This window comes from Rothia sp. P100, assembly GCF_023712425.1.
Taxonomy (GTDB): domain Bacteria; phylum Actinomycetota; class Actinomycetes; order Actinomycetales; family Micrococcaceae; genus Rothia; species Rothia endophytica.
On the sequence record NZ_JAMAYG010000003.1, the window covers coordinates 144,844 to 160,278 of the forward strand.

Here is a 15,435-nt window from a genome sequence, read left to right on the forward strand (position 1 = left end):
CGCACCTAAAGTTCTTAGTCCAGCCCCCGACAGCCTACCTCCACCCCTGGTGATACCCGGGCATACAAAAGCGCCACCTCTTAGAGAAAGAGGTGGCGCTTGAGAAAAGCTAGAGAGCCTTAGACCTTACAGGCCAGCAGGTGAAACATAGATAGGTGCTGAGCCAGTGGGCAGGTTGACTGAGAAGATAGTGGTTCCCATGCCGTTCCAGCCACCGTGTACTGCCTGGCCGTTGCCGATGTAAACAGCGATGTGCTGCTGACCGAAGCCGTTGGATGCGTAGAGTACGAGGTCGCCCGGCTGGGGGTTGGAAGTAACAGTACCCAGTTGCATGTAATCCATGGGCCAGCCGTGGAAGTTGATGCCAGCGGCGCGCAGTGAATTGGTGGCCAGCATGGTGCAGTCGGTCTGAGCGTTTATCTGTGCGTAACCGAGGGCAGCTGCAACTACAGCATCGCGCTTAGCTGAGTTGCTAGCTGCTGAAAGAGCAGGAGCAGGTGCAGCTTCAACAGTAGAAGCAGGTGCAGCTTCGACAGTAGGAGCAGGTGCAGCTTCGACAGTAGGAGCAGGTGCAGCTTCAACAACAGGAGCAGGTGCAGCTTCAACAACAGGAGCAGGTGCAGCTTCAACAACAGGAGCAGGTGCAGCTTCAACAACAGGAGCAGGTGCTTCTTCAACAACAGGAGCAGCCTCGATAACCTCTACGGTTTCAGCCTGAACGGCAACTTCTGCGGGAGCTTCTGCAACAGGGGCTTCTTCAACAGGAGCCTCTTCAACTACTACCTCAACTACAGGAGCTTCCTCAACGGGAGCCTCTTCAGCGACAGCTTCTTCAACAACGGGGGTTGATTCAACGGGCTTCTCGGGGGCCACAACGTAAGCGGGCACGCCCCAAAGAGCAATCTTGCCCTCGCCGGCCAGGGCGAATGACTTGAGCAAGGGGGCAGAAACTACTGCACCGTTATCTGCGGTGGTCTGCGGAGCTTCATTGGTTGCGTTAGCGGCTGCAAAAGCACCGCCTGCTAGAACTACACCTACCGCACCTACTGAGAGTGAACGACGCACGTTAATACCTTTTCCTTCGTTAGAATTTCAGCAGCCCGCCTGTTGTACTGGGCTGTCTTTGGCTCTACTTGCTTCGTGGCAAGTTCCCAGAAGCTGATTGGACTCTGAACAGCATATAACGATTTGGTAACGATGTATACCAAATCGTTATAAAACTCTGCTTAAGATGCGCCTATCGGGCACACGGGACACCAAAAACCCTGTAAATTAGCTGTTTTTTACTCATCAGCGTGCTATTCATCACTCCGAGGGTTAGCAGGTGAACAATTAGCTTCAAAGTATTGAATATTGGCGCAGCAGTATTCTTTGCACCGTTGAGGGGCAGGGAGCTTAATCTCCGCGTGACTTAAGAGTGACCGGGGGCAGTTGAGGGGCAGGGATAACGGGCATACTCTCCCCATACTCTGCCGGTAGTAGCACGACGCCGCCAAAGCGTGGGTAGACCCCCGCCGCGGTTTCAGGTGTGGCCCCTTCTGCCAGCGCACCATCGGTCACGGATCCCTCTTCAGCACCGGGCTCAAACAGCTCTACCTGCGCTTGCCAGGCAGCGCGGGCGTCCACAATATCCTGGTGGTTCCGCCCAATGAAGTTCCACTACATGGTGATGTGCTCGCCAAAGGGCTGGCCACCTAGAACGATGAGGCGGGTCGCCCCCACCGTTTCGATGGCAAGGGTACCTGAGCCGGGCTCAAGGTAGAGCATCTGGTCTGCCTCAATACGGCGACCCTGCACGATAGCGGCTCCGGTGTCCACCAAGATGCCACGTTCGAAAGTGGGGTTCAGGGTCAGGGTGAAGTGTTGGTGCGGAGCATCCGCAGGTGGGTTCTTGGCAGCTTCGGGGTCTGATCCCGGCGCGCCCACCATAATTTCAGCTCCCAGTAGGGGTGAAAAGGTTTCAACCGGGGAAGTCCCCTGCAGGGTAGCGCTACCCATGGTGAGGGAGAGCTCGCCCAGAAAGACGCGGGCCTGTAGCGGGAGGCTGGTCGCACCGTCCGCCCCCTGGCGGGCGGCAAAGGTGAGGGGCGGAGGAACAAAGTTCTCAAAAGCGGGTTCAGTATTAAGGTGGGCCTCAGGTAGGGCAATCCAGAGCTGCACCCCGTGGAGCACCTGGGTGTCAGCGGTGGAATATTCACTGTGGTTAATGCCGTAGCCAGCTGTCATGAGGTTGAGTTCGCCGGGGCGCACGTCCGCTACAGTGCCCAGGGAGTCCCTGTGCTCAACGGTTCCGGTGAAGATCCAGCTGGCGGTTTGCAGGCCGGTGTGGGGGTGGGGTGCCACGCGCATACCGCCGGTAGCCGCCACGTCGTCCGGGCCGTAATGGTCCACGAAACACCAGGCACCAATCATGCGGCGTTCTTTGGAAGGAAGAAGGCGGCGCACGGTCATGGCGCGCAAGCCGCCCAACGGAACGGGCCGGGGCTCAAGAAGTTTCATGGTTTTAGCCTAACCCGCGCCGAGAATTGGTGAAACCTTCAGCTGTGCGGAAGAGGTGAGGCACAGCTGAAGGTTTCAGCAACAGCTACTGCCGGTCTCAGCCTATGCCTGGGACCGGCACCCAACGGTTAAAAGGCAACGAAATCACGCGCGCAATCACCACGCCCAGAACAATGCCTAAGAAGGTGGGGGGCTCATTAGCGCGCCTTCAAAGGCATAAGGCACGTAGAGCAGAATAAATAGCGCAATGATAGTCGCCTGAAAGTTCGTATTGCCTATGCTTCAGGGCTCAACTTCTTCCTGGGTCAGTTCATCATCGTTCATGGTCTCGCTCCCCCTCAGCTTCTCAGGTGACGGTGCGGGGCAAGTGTGCCTAGGCCAGCACCTGCCGCTTGGAGGAAATCACGCCGGTCACGAAGCCTGCGAGGTGCAAACCGCCGTGGAAGCGGGCGTACTCAATTTTGACGCAGCGGTCCATCACTACATTCAGCCCGGCACCCTCCCCCAGTCGCGCGGCCTCCTCATTCCAGGAGCCCAGCTGCATCCACACGGTCTTAGCGCCGGCGTCGATAGACTCCTGCACTACGCCCGGCAGATCCTCGTTGCGGCGGAAAATCTCCACCATATCAGGGGCTTCCGGCAGATCAGCCAGGGAGGCGTACACCTTCTGCCCCAGAACTTCCTTACCTTTGGCAGCAAGAATAGGGTTCACGAAATAGAGAGTGTAGGGGCTAGAGGACTGCAGGTAGGTTGCTACGAAGTAGGAGGAACGCGAAATTTTATCGCTCATACCCACAATGGCAATGCTTTTCGTATCGTGCAGAATCGCGAGACGTTCAGGGGCGCTGGGACCTTCCCAGGTACGTTCAGTCATGGCTTATGCCTCCTTCTTGGGGCGGGAAATCTCGCGAGCAGCGCGCTCGGCGGCGTGGGCTGCGGCATCTGCCTCCAGTGCTTCTTTCTGCGCTAGGGCTTCTGCCTCAGCGGCTGCACGGCGTTCGACCAGCTGATCAGCGCTAGCAACGCCCACGGTTTCACCGGCGTAGTTGCGCCCGGACGCATGGGTGAGTGCCTGGTCTAGGTCCCAGATGATGTCCTCGGGGTCTTCGAGACCCACCGAAATGCGAATCAAATCTTCGTTGACGCCACCGGCGGCCAGCTGCTCGGGGGTAAGTTGCTGGTGGGTGGTGGACGCCGGGTGCAACACCAGCGTGCGGGCATCCCCGATGTTAGCCAGGTGGGAGGCCAACTGCAGGGCACCGATGAACTCGGCACCAACGTCTCGGCCACCAGCTTTCTCGGTGGCGGCAACACCAAAGGAGAAAACCGAGCCTACGCCCAGCGGCAGGAGTTGCTGACCGCGCTCGTAGTGGGGGTGGGTGGGCAGGCCAGCGTAGTTGACGTAGGAGATGCGGGGGTCAGCATCTAGCCACTCGACTACGGCGCGCGCATTTGCCAGGTGGGCGTCCATGCGCTGCGCCAGGGTCTCAACGCCCTGCAGCAGGTTGAAAGCTGACTGGGCGGGTAGAGAGGGGCCGAAGTCGCGCAGCTGTTCGCTGCGTAGCTTGGTCAGGAAGCCGTATTCGCCGAAGTTACCCCACCAGGAAATGTTGTTGTAGGAGGGCACCGGCTCGGTCATGGTGGGGAACTTGCCGTTACCCCAGTTGAAGCGGCCAGATTCAACCACGACACCGCCCAGGGTGGTGCCGTGACCGCCCAGGAACTTGGTCACCGAGTGAATCACAATGTCAGCCCCATGCTCAATGGGACGGATCAGGTAAGGGGTGGAGAGGGTCGCATCGACCACCAGGGGGATATCGTTCTCATGGGCGACAGCTGCCAGGCCGGGCAGGTCAGCAATCTGGCCCGAGGGGTTAGCAACGATTTCAGTGTAGAGCGCCTTGGTCTCGGGGCGGATAGCAGCGGCGTAGTCGGCAGGGTCAGTGCCATCGACAAAGGTGGTTTCGATACCGAAGCGGCGCAAGGAGACATCTAGCTGGGTGATGGTGCCGCCGTAAAGGTTGGAGGACGCCACGATGTGGTCCCCCGCCTGGCAGAGGGCAGCGAAGGTAATGAACTCTGCAGCCATACCCGAAGCAGTAGCAACAGCACCGATACCGCCCTCTAGCGAGGCGATACGTTCTTCGAGGGCTGCCACCGTGGGGTTACCCAGACGCGAGTAGATATTGCCGTACTTTTGCAAGGCAAAAAGGTTAGCGGCGTCGTCCGCGTCCTTAAAAACGAAGGAGGTGGACTGGTAGATGGGCACGGCGCGCGCCCCGTGCTCAGCATCGGGGGTGCCGCCAGCGTGCAGGGCGCGGGTGCGGAAGCCAAAGGTATGCTCGGCCACGTGGTGCTCCTTGGAAAGGGGACAGGTCTTCACTCTTCATAGTGGTCTAGCCCTCACCAGATAAACAAGTGTTTCTCACGTTGCGTATTATGACGACGCGCGCCTACCGCCTGCTAGGTCACCGTGAGTTGCTGGACGAGGGTGGCGTTATCACGGGTGAAACCGCTGTCGGTCGTAAAGGAGGTCACGTAACCGGCGTAAAGAGTCACTTCTTCTGCACTCCTTCCAACCATGCAGAGGCTGATTTCGCTCCCGGGCCAGGTGGCAGTTGCCTCATCTAAGAGCACTGGGTTGTTGGAAGGGCCGGTGAAGCTGGTGACATAGAGACGGTAGCCAGTGAGATCAGGAGTGACTCCCTGAGCTGTTGTTACCGTTTCTTCCACTAGCCGGGGTTCAGTCCACGACTCGGTGCAATCATCCAGCAGCTGGGGTTCTTGCGCAGAAGCGCACTCTGCGGGCACCGCAAAGTAGTAGTCCAGGCGTGCTAGCTGGGCGGTGGCGTCCACGGCCTGGCCGCTTTCGTAGCCTACTGAGAAGCCTGCTGGTTCCGGGGCTACCGGCAAATCAGTAAAGAGGTTAAGCACCCGGTTGCCATCGCTGTTCAAGGACAGGCGACCACTCTGGCTGCTGGCATTGTAGTAGGCATAGTCGGATACCGCGTGGGCAGCTGGCGCGGAGATAGCCAGGGTGGCAGCACCTGACCAGGCGGCACCTTTAAGAGCTGTTCTTCGAGAAAATGCACTGTTCATATTTCCACCCTAATAAAAGTCGGGTCAGAATGCTTGCCTGACCAGTGCATACGGAGGCTTATGTGTAATGTGGTTTTATACAAAAGTGGGGACACAACCCGCGGGGTGTGGGCTTTCTGAGGGCACGTAAGGCGAGATTCTGGCTCCTGCGCCCAAGAAACACCGCCCGGCGTCCACCCTTAGGTTCTATGACCAAAATCCCCAGCTGACTCACCAGCACGCTTCTGACTTTTCCCACGTAAGTAAGCAAGAATGAATACAGTTTTTCTGGCGAGGGATAAGCCCGCCTCTAGCATGAAAGAGGGCATGCATGCTCCAAAATATTATTGACTGGATCATCTCGGTCATGGAGGCCATCGGTTCACCGGGTGTAGGTCTAGCGGTGTTCCTTGAGAACGTCTTCCCGCCTATCCCCTCTGAAGTTATTTTGCCGCTGGCAGGTTTCACCTCCTCACAGGGGTCCATGAACGTGGTAGCCGCTTTCATCTGGGCAACCGCCGGTTCCCTTGCCGGCGCCTACTTTCTCTACTATGTCGGTGCCGCCATTGGCGCTGAGCGTCTACGCAAAATTGCGGCATGGATGTGGCTGGTCAAGGTCGATGACGTCGATAAGGCCCTCGCTTGGTTCGACCGCTACGGCAAGGTCTCTATCCTGCTCGGTCGCCTCATCCCCGGCGTGCGTTCCCTCATCTCAGTTCCCGCCGGCATCGACCGCATGCACCCCCTCACCTTCGGTCTCTACACCCTAGCTGGTTCAGCCGTGTGGAACGCCCTGCTCATCTGGTTGGGTTGGATTCTGGGTGAAAACTGGCACGCCGTAGAACACGTCATCGACCAGTACTCCACCGTGGTCTACGCAGTCATCGCCCTAGCCCTGCTTGCCTGCCTGGTATGGCTTATCCGCCGCGCTATGCACGAGAAGCACGACGTCGCCTAAAATAATAAAGAAGGACGCCGCACCCGGGCCGGGTGCGGCGTCCTTACTTTTAAAGAGGAAAAACCACTTTACCTTGGGTAAATAATAAAAAAGGGTGGGTGTTGAACGCTTCAGACCGGCCAAAAACAAGTAGTCTTCTGATAATCGCTCCTGGGAGGATATGAACTTATGGACGTCGTGCTAGTCGACGAGCAGGGTCAGCCTGTAGGCGTCGCGCCCAAAAATATGGTGCACACAGCTGAAACGCCCTTACATCTTGCGTTTTCGTGTCATGTGCTCAACGGGAACGGGGAAGTTCTGATGACCCGCCGGGCCTTGAGCAAGAAAACCTGGCCCGGGGTATGGACCAATTCTTTCTGCGGTCACCCCACGCCCGGTGAAAGTATCACAGACGCACTAACACGCCACGCACGGGGAGAACTCGGTGCCACGCTAGAGAAGGTAAGCATCGAATTACCCGATTTCAGATATCGTGCCGTAGATGCCAGCGGTGTAGTTGAAAACGAAGTATGCCCGGTCTTTACCGCACATTTGAACGGTGGTCTGACCCCGCACCCGGCTGAGGTTCTAGAGTACCGTTGGGTTTCTCCATCCAACCTTAGGACTAGTCTTACCGCAACCCCTTGGGCCTTTAGCCCCTGGCTCACCTTACAGGCGCCTCTGATGGAACTCTATTCAAACTCCGCTGCAGAAAAGGGCTAACAGTGGTAGCTCCACCGGTAAAAACCCAGCAGTCCTTTGAAAACTACCTTTCCCAGCTTGTTGAGTTAAATACTCGATCAGCGGTTTCTATGGGGCCGCTCTATGAGCAACTATGGTTGAGTATTGCAACGCTCAGCGCATCGGGTAAACGAATCCGCCCCACCCTGCTTCTCACCGTATTTGACGCCTACGATGGAATCGCTCATGATGCCGCACTAAAAAGCGCTGCTGCGCTAGAACTATTGCACATCGCTCTGCTGATGCACGATGACATTGTTGATCAGGATCTTGAGCGCCGCGGTCACCCCAACTCTATTCAGGTTTTTCGGGATGCCGCCCTGCATGAAAACCATCCATCTAATATCGCTCAGCGCTGGGGTGAGGCTAACGCTCTGCTAGGAGGGGATCTGCTGATTTCCCTTGCCTACAAGCTTATGGCCTTAATCGATGCTCCTTTCGAGGTGAGAGAGCACTTGCTATCTGTTTTTGAGGAGAGCGTGCAGTATGCAGCGAGTGGGGAACAGCTAGATTTGGCGTATGGGCTGGGTATTAGAACCCCAACCCTTGAGGATTTGCGGACGATGATGCATCGGAAGACGTCTGTCTACAGTTTTCAAGCCCCGCTCCTGATGGGGGCTATTCTGGCTTATGCACCACCAGCCCACCTTCACACGCTTTCTCGCATTGGCGACACCCTAGGGCAGATTTTTCAGATAACCGATGACCTCCTGGGCGCCTTCGGGAACCCTTCAGTAACCGGAAAGTCAGCCAGCACCGATATTGTGCAGGGCAAAGAAACGATGCTTATTGTCTACGCCCGGCAGCATGAGGGATGGGAGGAATATCGGCATTTGTGGGCTGACCCTAACGCCACAGAGGAACAAATAGATAGTTTCAGAGCATTTTTGGTAGCTAGTGGTTCGCGCCAGCGCACCGAGGAATTAGTTAACACCTACATCAGCTCATGTTCACAGGAGATTCGACAGGCACAGTTTCCCCCCGCTCTGCAAGAACATCTTCTAGCCTTTACCACCACTCTAGGGGGTCGTCTCTCATGAATCACACTGACCGTCTGGGGCTTTATTCCTTAGCCGCGCGGCGTAGTAGCTACCCGGTGATTGGGGTGTACTCTAGCTCCTTTAGGCTGGCGAGTCTCATTTACCCGTCGGCTATGCGCACTTCTATCGCCTGCATTTATGCCCTGGTGAGAGTTGCCGATGAAATTGTTGATGGTACTGCTGCTGATGCCGGGCTCACCGTAAGCCAACAGCGCCAGGCTTTGGACGTGTTAGAACGTGAGGTCGAGTTTGCATTATCTACCGGCTTCAGTAGCAATCTGGTGGTGCATGCCTTCGCCAGAGAGGCTCGTGCCTGCGGCATCACAGCTGACCTGACCCGGCCCTTTTTTGAATCCATGCGCGTGGATCTTGATGAGGTCAACTTCGACACCGATGAACAGTACCAGCGCTATATTTACGGTTCAGCTGAGGTTATCGGCCTGATGTGTCTCTGCATTTTTCTTAAAGATAATCCCTGCCCCCCTCTTCAGCGGCAGGAACTTGAGGGGGCGGCTCGAGCATTGGGTGCGGCCTTTCAGAAAATAAATTTCTTACGGGACTACGCTGATGATTCAACTCGCCTGGGGCGAAACTATTTTCCTCACGTGGAGGGCAAACTTAATGAAGACTCCTTGGGGGTGATCATCGCCGATATCGAGCAGGATTTAGCACATGCACGCTCCGGTATCGACGCTCTGCCACGCCGTGCCCGGTACGCTGTCCGTAGCGCCACAGCTCTCTACAAGCACCTGCTTGAACAGCTTCAAGCGGCCTCCGTTCGTGATATTGAACATCGCCGTTTCTCTCTTTCCACCCCGACAAAATTACGGTTAATTGGCAAAGAACTGATGCCACTATCGAAAGCAACGCTATGAAGCAGATTGTCATTATTGGTGCAGGTATTTCTGGTCTAGCGGCGGCCGCGCTGTTGGGACGTCAGGGGCACACCGTCACTCTTCTTGAAAAGAAAGAAACCACGGGAGGACGCGCGGGTTCCTGGGAAAAACAGGGTTTCAGGTTCGACACAGGCCCTTCTTGGTATCTGATGCCCGAAGTTTTTGACCATTTTTACGAGCTGATGGGCAGCAGCACCTCTGAGCAGTTGGACCTCAGCCGCCTTGACCCAGGCTACCGCGCCTACTTCGAGGGCCAGCAAGAGCCTTTTGATTTAGCAGGAAACATTGAAGCATTTGAGTCGCTCGTGGCCTTAGACCCCGAGCACAGGGAGGGAATCACAGCTTACGTAGAATCAGCCCGCAATACCTACAACATCGCTTTGAAGCGCTTTCTCTACGGATCTTTCCGTTCGGCTAAGGATTTAGTTCATCCCAGCGTCCTGCGCCGGCTCCCTCAACTGGTGGGACTGCTCAGCCGCTCACTGGATCAGAAGATTCAGGCGCATACAGCAGACCCACGGATGCGCCGTGTACTGGGCTACCCGGCTGTATTTTTAGGTGGCTCGCCCCTAAAAACCCCCGCTATGTACCACCTGATGACGCATTTGGATGTAAATGCAGGGGTTCTCTACCCACAGGGTGGATTCAATCGCGTGGTAGAGAGCATCGAGACCTTAGCCCGCCAGTCCAGGGCAACTATCATTACCGGCGCTGATGCCCAAAAGATACTGGTGGACGAGGGCGTAGCAAGGGGTGTTGAATATATCGACAGCTCAGGTGAGAGCCATCGTATCTACGGGGATACCGTGGTAGCAGCGTGTGACCTACATTTTGTGGAACATCAGCTTCTTGACAAAGAAAACCGCGATCATAGCGAGCGCTGGTGGGCTAAGGCAGACAGTGGACCTGGAGCGGTGCTCGCGATGCTGGGCGTTGAAGGGGAGCTTCCAGAGCTGGCGCACCACACACTCTTTTTTGCTGATGACTGGGAAAAAGGCTTTGCTGAGCTTGAAGGCAACACGCTACCTGAAACCCCATCAATTTATATCGGTAAGCCCAGCGCTTCTGATGCGTCAGTTGCCCCTGACGGTTATGAAAACTTATTTGTACTAATTCCCGTGGCTGCACGCCCAGAATTCGGCCACGGTGGTGAAGACGGTACCGGAGACGAGCAGATTGAATGCTTTGTAGACCGAGCCATTGAGCAGGTAGCAGAGTGGGCTGATATTCCTGACTTAGCTGAGCGTATAGTGGTACGCCGTACCGTGTCACCTGCAGATTTTCAGCATGAACTGGGGGCATGGAAAGGCACCGCTTTGGGGCCTTCTCACATCCTCACCCAGAGCGCGGTCTTCCGTGCTAGCAATAAGTCCAAGAAGGTAAAGAACCTGCTCTTTGCCGGCTCATCTACAATCCCCGGAATTGGGGTACCCATGTGTCTAATTAGTGCTGAGCTAGTGGTCAAAGAAATTATGGGTGATAAAAGCATGAAGGCGTTGAAGAGCGTATGAATTGGCTCTATCTTTTAGCACTTTTAGGCTCCATCGCTGGCATGATGATTCTGGATGCCCGGTTTAAGGTGGCGCTCTTCCAGAGGGCCCTTAGTACCGTGCTGATGGTAGGTTTTGGGGTGGCTGCCCTAATCATCGTCGACTTGTATGCCATAGAGCACGCTATTTTTGTTCGGGGTGAGTCACCTTATCTTCTGGGCATCTGGCTCACCCCGCATATACCCCTTGAAGAACCTATTTTTCTGGCTTTTCTGAGTTACTGCACCTTGGTCATTTATGGGTTGCTCAACAGATGGGCAGAAACTCGACGAGGACAAGAAGGCTTAGCTCCTAACGATTCAGCCAGCGAGGTGCAGGTGTGAGCCCCTATAGCCAGCTGGCATTGATCGTCGTCGGGCTAGCGGTTGCCCTCACCCTACTCGGAGCGGTGGTTCTGCGCCGTCAGTCTCAGCGTTTACCGTTGGCGGCTATGGCTCTCACCTTGTTGGTGATGCTGACCCTTACCTTGATCTTCGATAACATCATGATCGCTGTTGATTTATGTCGATATCCCGAAGAGAACTTCTCCAATATCACACTAGGCCTCGTACCACTGGAAGATTTTAGCTACCCCATCTTCACCGCTCTGGTGTTGCCTATGTGGTTCGAAGTCCTCAATAAAAGATTCGCTCGCCAGAGACCCCCACAGAAAGCGAGCTAGCGGTGACAGTATTATCTCTGTTCCAGCGGCTCTTCGTTGCCTCACGCCCCATTAGTTGGGTCAACACTGCATACCCTTTCGCTCTGACCTACTACCTCTTGACCGGTTCCGTTGATCTCACGCTAGTGGTTGGCACCTTCTTCTTCCTCGTACCCTACAATCTGGTCATGTACGGGGTTAATGACGTCTTCGATTACGCCTCAGACCTCGCTAACCCCCGCAAAGGAGGGGTTGAGGGAGCTCTGCTTCCTCCTGAAAGTCACCGGGCAGTCTTGCTGGCCTGCGGTCTGTGTTCCCTACCATTCCTCCTCTATCTTTGGTGGGTGTCACCGCTAGTAGCCGGCCTTTTCTTAGCCTTACTAATGCTCGATGTGGTGGGCTATTCCATGCCTCCCTTGCGCACCAAAGAACGTGCATTTTTAGACTCCTTGACTTCCAGCATCCACTTCGTGGGCCCAGCCGTCTATGCCGTCTTCTTGACTGGCACCCCCTGGTCTGCCTCACTTATATTCATCATGGTGAGTTTTTTAGCCTGGGGCATGGCAGCTCATGCTTTTGGGGCAGTGCAAGATATCCTCCCAGACCGTACAGCGGGGCTCAGCTCTATCGCCACCGTGCTCGGTGCCTGTACCACGGTACGCCTGGCCATAAGCTTCTGGGCCCTCAGTGGGCTTTTGTTACTCCTCGTGGGCTGGCCCATCAGCCTTCTCGCTGTTCTAGTCACTCCCTACATTGCGATGGCAGCACCCTTTATACACATCACCGACGACACCTCTATGAAAACCAATCGAGGCTGGCGCCATTTTCTGTGGATTAACTACAGCGTAGGTTTCCTGCTCACCCTCTTCATCATTGCAATCCACCTCATCGCAGACTAAACCCTCATAAAACTCATGGCAGGACGCCGCACCCAGCCCGGGCGTGGCGTCCTCACTTTTCTTGGGTTCAGTTACTTCCAAAGCCTGTTCTTAGTGTGCACACTGGAGGCCTTAATCTGCACCCAGTCAGGGCAGGGCAGGCGCAGTGCCTTCTCACAGCCAGACAGCGCGGTAATTATAGACTCACAGCGCTTATTGAACTCGCCTACATTGGTCTTATCAACAATCTGCCCCGGGAAGTGGCGGTGCATCTTAGAGACCGAATCAGAAGACTCCTGCAAACCGTGACCGGAATGCCCAGGAATGTGCTTCACCAGAACTCGGCGCTCGCGGATTGCCTCAGTGAGTTTCTGCATCTCATCAATGACCTGCTGATTCTGCACGCCTTCAGTAACCCATTGGTTATAACACCAGCGGTTATGAGCTAGCCGCAACACAAAGGTCAGGGCGCCCAGCGAGTCAGTGTGAATAATCAGCTGTCGACCACCGTGGTAAAAGATGTTGAAGGCAGCCAGCATGGCAGAAAGCTCACCGGTCATAATATTGGTGGCATCGTAATGGGAGTGAAAGAAGAAGCCGTCTTCACTCACGCCGCCTATGCCCATACGCCCACCCTTAAGGTAGCGCTTGTTATTGGTCGCTCTGAAAGAACAGTCGGTAAAGACACTGTACTCCACGAGCTTCTCGACGGGCAGAGGGGCAGTGTGCTTCTCCAACTCGTTATGAGCTAGACGTGAGGCTTCATCCATGAGGTGCGGCATCAGCTCACCTGCCTGAGTGCCAATAAGCTTCACGTGAATCTCTCCCAGCGAGTGAACCTCATAGGGGTTCATCACCTTATCCAAAGAACGGTACTCCAAGAAACTCTTGAAGACGGGGAGCTTACGGAAGAGCAGCTTAAGGTAATGCTTATCTGCAGCCGCTGTCATCAGATTGGTCTTGTACTCAGCCGGAACCGCCTGAATAGCCGCCACAATAGCGCGACCCAGCATATCGGTATGCACCTCATCGCAGGGAGTCATCAACGAGTGTGTCAATGATTCAGCAATCGGCTCACACTCGATAACCTCACGGTCACCGTTCTCACGGGATACATAAATAAGAGTGGTCAGCCCAACATGGCAGTCCCCTGCCGCGCGCACCTGATCCATAATGACCGCAATAACGGCTACGCCCTGCTCAGTAAACCCTGCCGGGTAGGAGCTCGTATAATCCGGGGGCTCCCAAGTCAGCTCGCACTTTTTGATTTGTGCAGGTGTAATTTCCACATTATTCACCTCCGATGGGGGTGTCTATCTTTGTTTTACTTACGCTTTAAAGCTATACCACCCCATCAACGATTAGCCAACAGACTAGAGGAACAGAGTAAAAACAACGGGGTAGGTCAGGGTGTGCCCAGTAGGTGGGCGCACAGCAGATTGGCTTTCTATCATGAAAAAATAAGGACGCCCGCCGCAACGTCACTGTTGCGGCGGGCGTCCTTAGCGTTGAGCGGGCCCTATTAGCTGATGGGTTTGAGAGAGCCAACCAGGGAGAAGAGGTCTTTGGGGTCCTCAGGGTCAGCAATAAGCTCAATGGAGTCCTGCAGTTCGGTGCCGGCGGTCAAGTCGCGCACACATCGCAAGGCGGCAAAGTCAGCAATAGCGAAGCCTACCGAATCGAAGAGAGTAATTTCTTCAGCTGAGCGGCGGCCAGGCTCCTCGCCAGTTAGAACCTTCCAGAACTCCACCACGGGAAAGTCCTCTTCAACCTGCTGAATCTCGCCCTCGATACGGGTCTGGGGCGGGAATTCAACGAAGACGGTAGAGTCGCGCACAATCTGCTCATCCAGCTCGGTCTTGCCGGGGCAGTCGCCGCCTACAGCGTTAAGGTGCACGCCAGGCTTGACGTGGTGGCGGGCCAGGATGGTGTTCTGCGCTTTATCAGCGGTGCAAGTGGTGATGATATCGGCGCCATCTACTGCCTCGTCCACTGAGGATGTAAGGCGGATGCGGAAGCCCAGGGGCTCCATGTTACGGCGGAACTTATCCATCGCTTCGGGGTCGCTGTCAAAGATGACGAGGTCTTCAATGCCCATAGCAGCGCGGAAGCCCAGTGCCTGGAACTCAGACTGAGAGCCGGTACCAATCATGGCCATGGTGCGCGAGTCAGGGCGAGCCAGTTTCTTAGCGACCATAGCTGAGGTGGCTGCGGTGCGCAGGGCGGTCAGCAGGGTCATTTCTGAAATGAAGGTGGGGTAGCCATTATCAACGTCCGCCAGCATGCCGTACGCGGTAACAGTCTGGAAGCCGCGAGCAGGGTTTGAAGGGTGCCCGTTGACGTATTTGAAGGAATACTCTTCACCGTCTGAAGTGGGCATCAACTCGATAACACCGAAGGGGGTGTGGCTGGCGACGCGAGCAATTTTGTCGAACTTTTCCCAGCGCTTGAAGTCGCGTTCTAGGTAGTCAATCATGGTACCAATGATTTTTTCAACGCTTTCGCGCTGAATCCAACGAGCCATGTTGGTGACGTTAACAAACTGAACCATTCTAGAAAACTCCTCCTTGAGTTTGAACGGAAATAAACATAAACCTGTGACTGCGATAACGATACCCGGCTTTACCTACCACCGGTACCTCAAAAATGTACATTTTTTGCAGGGTGAAGAGCAGATTGTATATACAGAGTTAGCATTATGTACATGAGATCACTAAGCGACCTAGAACATCGACTGCTCACCGAGCTCCGTTCCAACGGCAGAGCACCAGTTTCGCAGCTCGCTGAGAAACTGGGTGTCACGCGCGCAACGGTGACCAAGAAGATGGGGCAGCTGGAAACAGAGGGAATCATCGTAGGCTACACGGTGCGTACCGCTTCAGATGCCCTGGAGCCGGGTGTACGTGCCATCTCTATGGTGATTGTTGAACGCAAGAACTCCAGCCAAGCCATTGCGGATGTGCGTGGTATTCCCGAGGTAACAGCCCTGCACACCACAAACGGTCACTGGGACTTAGTCCTTGAAATTGCCTGCCGTGATTTACCGGATTTTGATCGAGTCTTGCACCATATCCGCTCAGTCAAGGGTGTGGTCAACACCGAATCTAGCCTGCTGTTACGCACTATTAGCAGGTAGCGGATGACCAAGCTTCCTACGCGCTAAAAGGGCGGGCACT

General features: G+C 55.4%; 17 protein-coding genes and 1 pseudogene. 9 read left to right on the forward strand and 9 right to left on the reverse strand.

The annotated features are described in order from the left end of the window. Window positions 1-126: 126 nt before the first annotated feature. The 7 genes and pseudogenes from M3668_RS07915 to M3668_RS07940 form a co-directional block, all read right to left on the reverse strand. Window positions 127-1,065 (reverse strand): NlpC/P60 family protein, encoded by a 939-nt coding sequence (locus M3668_RS07915; protein ID WP_251380303.1) that lies wholly within the window; start codon window positions 1,063-1,065, stop codon window positions 127-129. Between the two features lie 330 nt (window positions 1,066-1,395). Continuing rightward, the gene (locus M3668_RS07920; RefSeq protein ID WP_251380304.1) at window positions 1,396-1,626 is read right to left on the reverse strand and encodes a hypothetical protein; all 231 of its coding nucleotides are present in this window, start codon (window positions 1,624-1,626) and stop codon (window positions 1,396-1,398) included. 33 nt (window positions 1,627-1,659) lie between these two features. After that, on the reverse strand, window positions 1,660-2,499 hold the full coding sequence (locus M3668_RS07925) for a pirin family protein (protein WP_251380305.1): 840 nt from the start codon (window positions 2,497-2,499) through the stop codon (window positions 1,660-1,662). Window positions 2,500-2,837: 338 nt separating this feature from the next. Next, window positions 2,838-2,888 (reverse strand): annotated as a pseudogene (locus tag M3668_RS11165) (hypothetical protein); the annotation flags it as partial. After that, a complete protein-coding gene (locus tag M3668_RS07930) occupies window positions 2,873-3,373 on the reverse strand; it encodes a CoA-binding protein (RefSeq protein WP_251380306.1) in 501 nt (166 codons plus the stop codon). The gene M3668_RS07930 and the pseudogene M3668_RS11165, both read right to left, overlap by 16 nt. A 3-nt stretch (window positions 3,374-3,376) precedes the next feature. After that, entirely contained in the window at window positions 3,377-4,849 is a 1,473-nt protein-coding gene (locus M3668_RS07935) for an O-acetylhomoserine aminocarboxypropyltransferase/cysteine synthase family protein (protein WP_251380307.1), read from the reverse strand. Between the two features lie 113 nt (window positions 4,850-4,962). Next, on the reverse strand, window positions 4,963-5,598 hold the full coding sequence (locus M3668_RS07940) for a hypothetical protein (protein ID WP_251380308.1): 636 nt from the start codon (window positions 5,596-5,598) through the stop codon (window positions 4,963-4,965). A 310-nt stretch (window positions 5,599-5,908) separates the two neighbouring features. Here M3668_RS07940 and M3668_RS07945 point away from each other — a divergent pair, with 310 nt between their 5' ends. The 8 genes from M3668_RS07945 to M3668_RS07980 all read left to right on the forward strand — a co-directional run bounded on the left by M3668_RS07945 (window position 5,909) and on the right by M3668_RS07980 (window position 12,280). Beyond that, the gene (locus tag M3668_RS07945; protein WP_251380309.1) at window positions 5,909-6,535 is read left to right on the forward strand and encodes a DedA family protein; all 627 of its coding nucleotides are present in this window, start codon (window positions 5,909-5,911) and stop codon (window positions 6,533-6,535) included. 168 nt (window positions 6,536-6,703) lie between these two features. After that, on the forward strand, window positions 6,704-7,237 hold the full coding sequence (gene idi, locus M3668_RS07950; RefSeq protein WP_251380310.1) for an isopentenyl-diphosphate Delta-isomerase: 534 nt from the start codon (window positions 6,704-6,706) through the stop codon (window positions 7,235-7,237). A gap of 2 nt (window positions 7,238-7,239) precedes the next feature. Continuing rightward, the gene (locus M3668_RS07955; RefSeq protein ID WP_251380311.1) at window positions 7,240-8,295 is read left to right on the forward strand and encodes a polyprenyl synthetase family protein; all 1,056 of its coding nucleotides are present in this window, start codon (window positions 7,240-7,242) and stop codon (window positions 8,293-8,295) included. Next, complete coding sequence (locus M3668_RS07960; protein WP_251380312.1) at window positions 8,292-9,170, forward strand: phytoene/squalene synthase family protein; 879 nt, start codon at window positions 8,292-8,294, stop codon at window positions 9,168-9,170. Before M3668_RS07955 ends, M3668_RS07960 begins: the two co-directional genes overlap by 4 nt. Further along, window positions 9,167-10,702 (forward strand): phytoene desaturase family protein, encoded by a 1,536-nt coding sequence (crtI, locus tag M3668_RS07965; protein WP_251380313.1) that lies wholly within the window; start codon window positions 9,167-9,169, stop codon window positions 10,700-10,702. Before M3668_RS07960 ends, crtI begins: the two co-directional genes overlap by 4 nt. After that, complete coding sequence (locus M3668_RS07970; RefSeq protein WP_251380314.1) at window positions 10,699-11,064, forward strand: lycopene cyclase domain-containing protein; 366 nt, start codon at window positions 10,699-10,701, stop codon at window positions 11,062-11,064. The genes crtI and M3668_RS07970 overlap by 4 nt, the downstream gene beginning before the upstream one ends. Further along, entirely contained in the window at window positions 11,061-11,402 is a 342-nt protein-coding gene (locus M3668_RS07975; protein WP_251380315.1) for a lycopene cyclase domain-containing protein, read from the forward strand. The genes M3668_RS07970 and M3668_RS07975 overlap by 4 nt, the downstream gene beginning before the upstream one ends. 2 nt (window positions 11,403-11,404) lie before the next feature. Then, the gene (locus M3668_RS07980) at window positions 11,405-12,280 is read left to right on the forward strand and encodes a prenyltransferase (protein ID WP_251380316.1); all 876 of its coding nucleotides are present in this window, start codon (window positions 11,405-11,407) and stop codon (window positions 12,278-12,280) included. 71 nt (window positions 12,281-12,351) lie between these two features. On the opposite strand, the gene M3668_RS07985 is transcribed toward M3668_RS07980, so the two are convergent. Then, a complete protein-coding gene (locus M3668_RS07985; RefSeq protein ID WP_251380317.1) occupies window positions 12,352-13,548 on the reverse strand; it encodes an RNase H family protein in 1,197 nt (398 codons plus the stop codon). 233 nt (window positions 13,549-13,781) lie between these two features. Next, on the reverse strand, window positions 13,782-14,810 hold the full coding sequence (ocd, locus tag M3668_RS07990) for an ornithine cyclodeaminase (RefSeq protein WP_251380318.1): 1,029 nt from the start codon (window positions 14,808-14,810) through the stop codon (window positions 13,782-13,784). Window positions 14,811-14,963: 153 nt separating this feature from the next. Between ocd and M3668_RS07995 the strand changes: the two genes are divergently transcribed. After that, on the forward strand, window positions 14,964-15,395 hold the full coding sequence (locus M3668_RS07995) for an Lrp/AsnC family transcriptional regulator (protein ID WP_251380319.1): 432 nt from the start codon (window positions 14,964-14,966) through the stop codon (window positions 15,393-15,395). The last annotated feature ends 40 nt before the right edge of the window (window positions 15,396-15,435 follow it).

What these genes read in the sequence shown, in the direction of transcription:
- M3668_RS07925 (WP_251380305.1), bottom strand. Translation starts at nt 2,499, where the DNA reads ATGAAACTTCTTGAGCCCCGGCCCGTTCCGTTGGGCGGCTTGCGCGCC.
- M3668_RS07930 (WP_251380306.1), bottom strand. Translation starts at nt 3,373, where the DNA reads ATGACTGAACGTACCTGGGAAGGTCCCAGCGCCCCTGAACGTCTCGCG.
- M3668_RS07940 (WP_251380308.1), bottom strand. Translation starts at nt 5,598, where the DNA reads ATGAACAGTGCATTTTCTCGAAGAACAGCTCTTAAAGGTGCCGCCTGG.
- M3668_RS07945 (WP_251380309.1), top strand. Translation starts at nt 5,909, where the DNA reads ATGCTCCAAAATATTATTGACTGGATCATCTCGGTCATGGAGGCCATC.
- idi (WP_251380310.1), top strand. Translation starts at nt 6,704, where the DNA reads ATGGACGTCGTGCTAGTCGACGAGCAGGGTCAGCCTGTAGGCGTCGCG.
- M3668_RS07960 (WP_251380312.1), top strand. Translation starts at nt 8,292, where the DNA reads ATGAATCACACTGACCGTCTGGGGCTTTATTCCTTAGCCGCGCGGCGT.
- crtI (WP_251380313.1), top strand. Translation starts at nt 9,167, where the DNA reads ATGAAGCAGATTGTCATTATTGGTGCAGGTATTTCTGGTCTAGCGGCG.
- M3668_RS07970 (WP_251380314.1), top strand. Translation starts at nt 10,699, where the DNA reads ATGAATTGGCTCTATCTTTTAGCACTTTTAGGCTCCATCGCTGGCATG.
- ocd (WP_251380318.1), bottom strand. Translation starts at nt 14,810, where the DNA reads ATGGTTCAGTTTGTTAACGTCACCAACATGGCTCGTTGGATTCAGCGC.
- M3668_RS07995 (WP_251380319.1), top strand. Translation starts at nt 14,964, where the DNA reads ATGAGATCACTAAGCGACCTAGAACATCGACTGCTCACCGAGCTCCGT.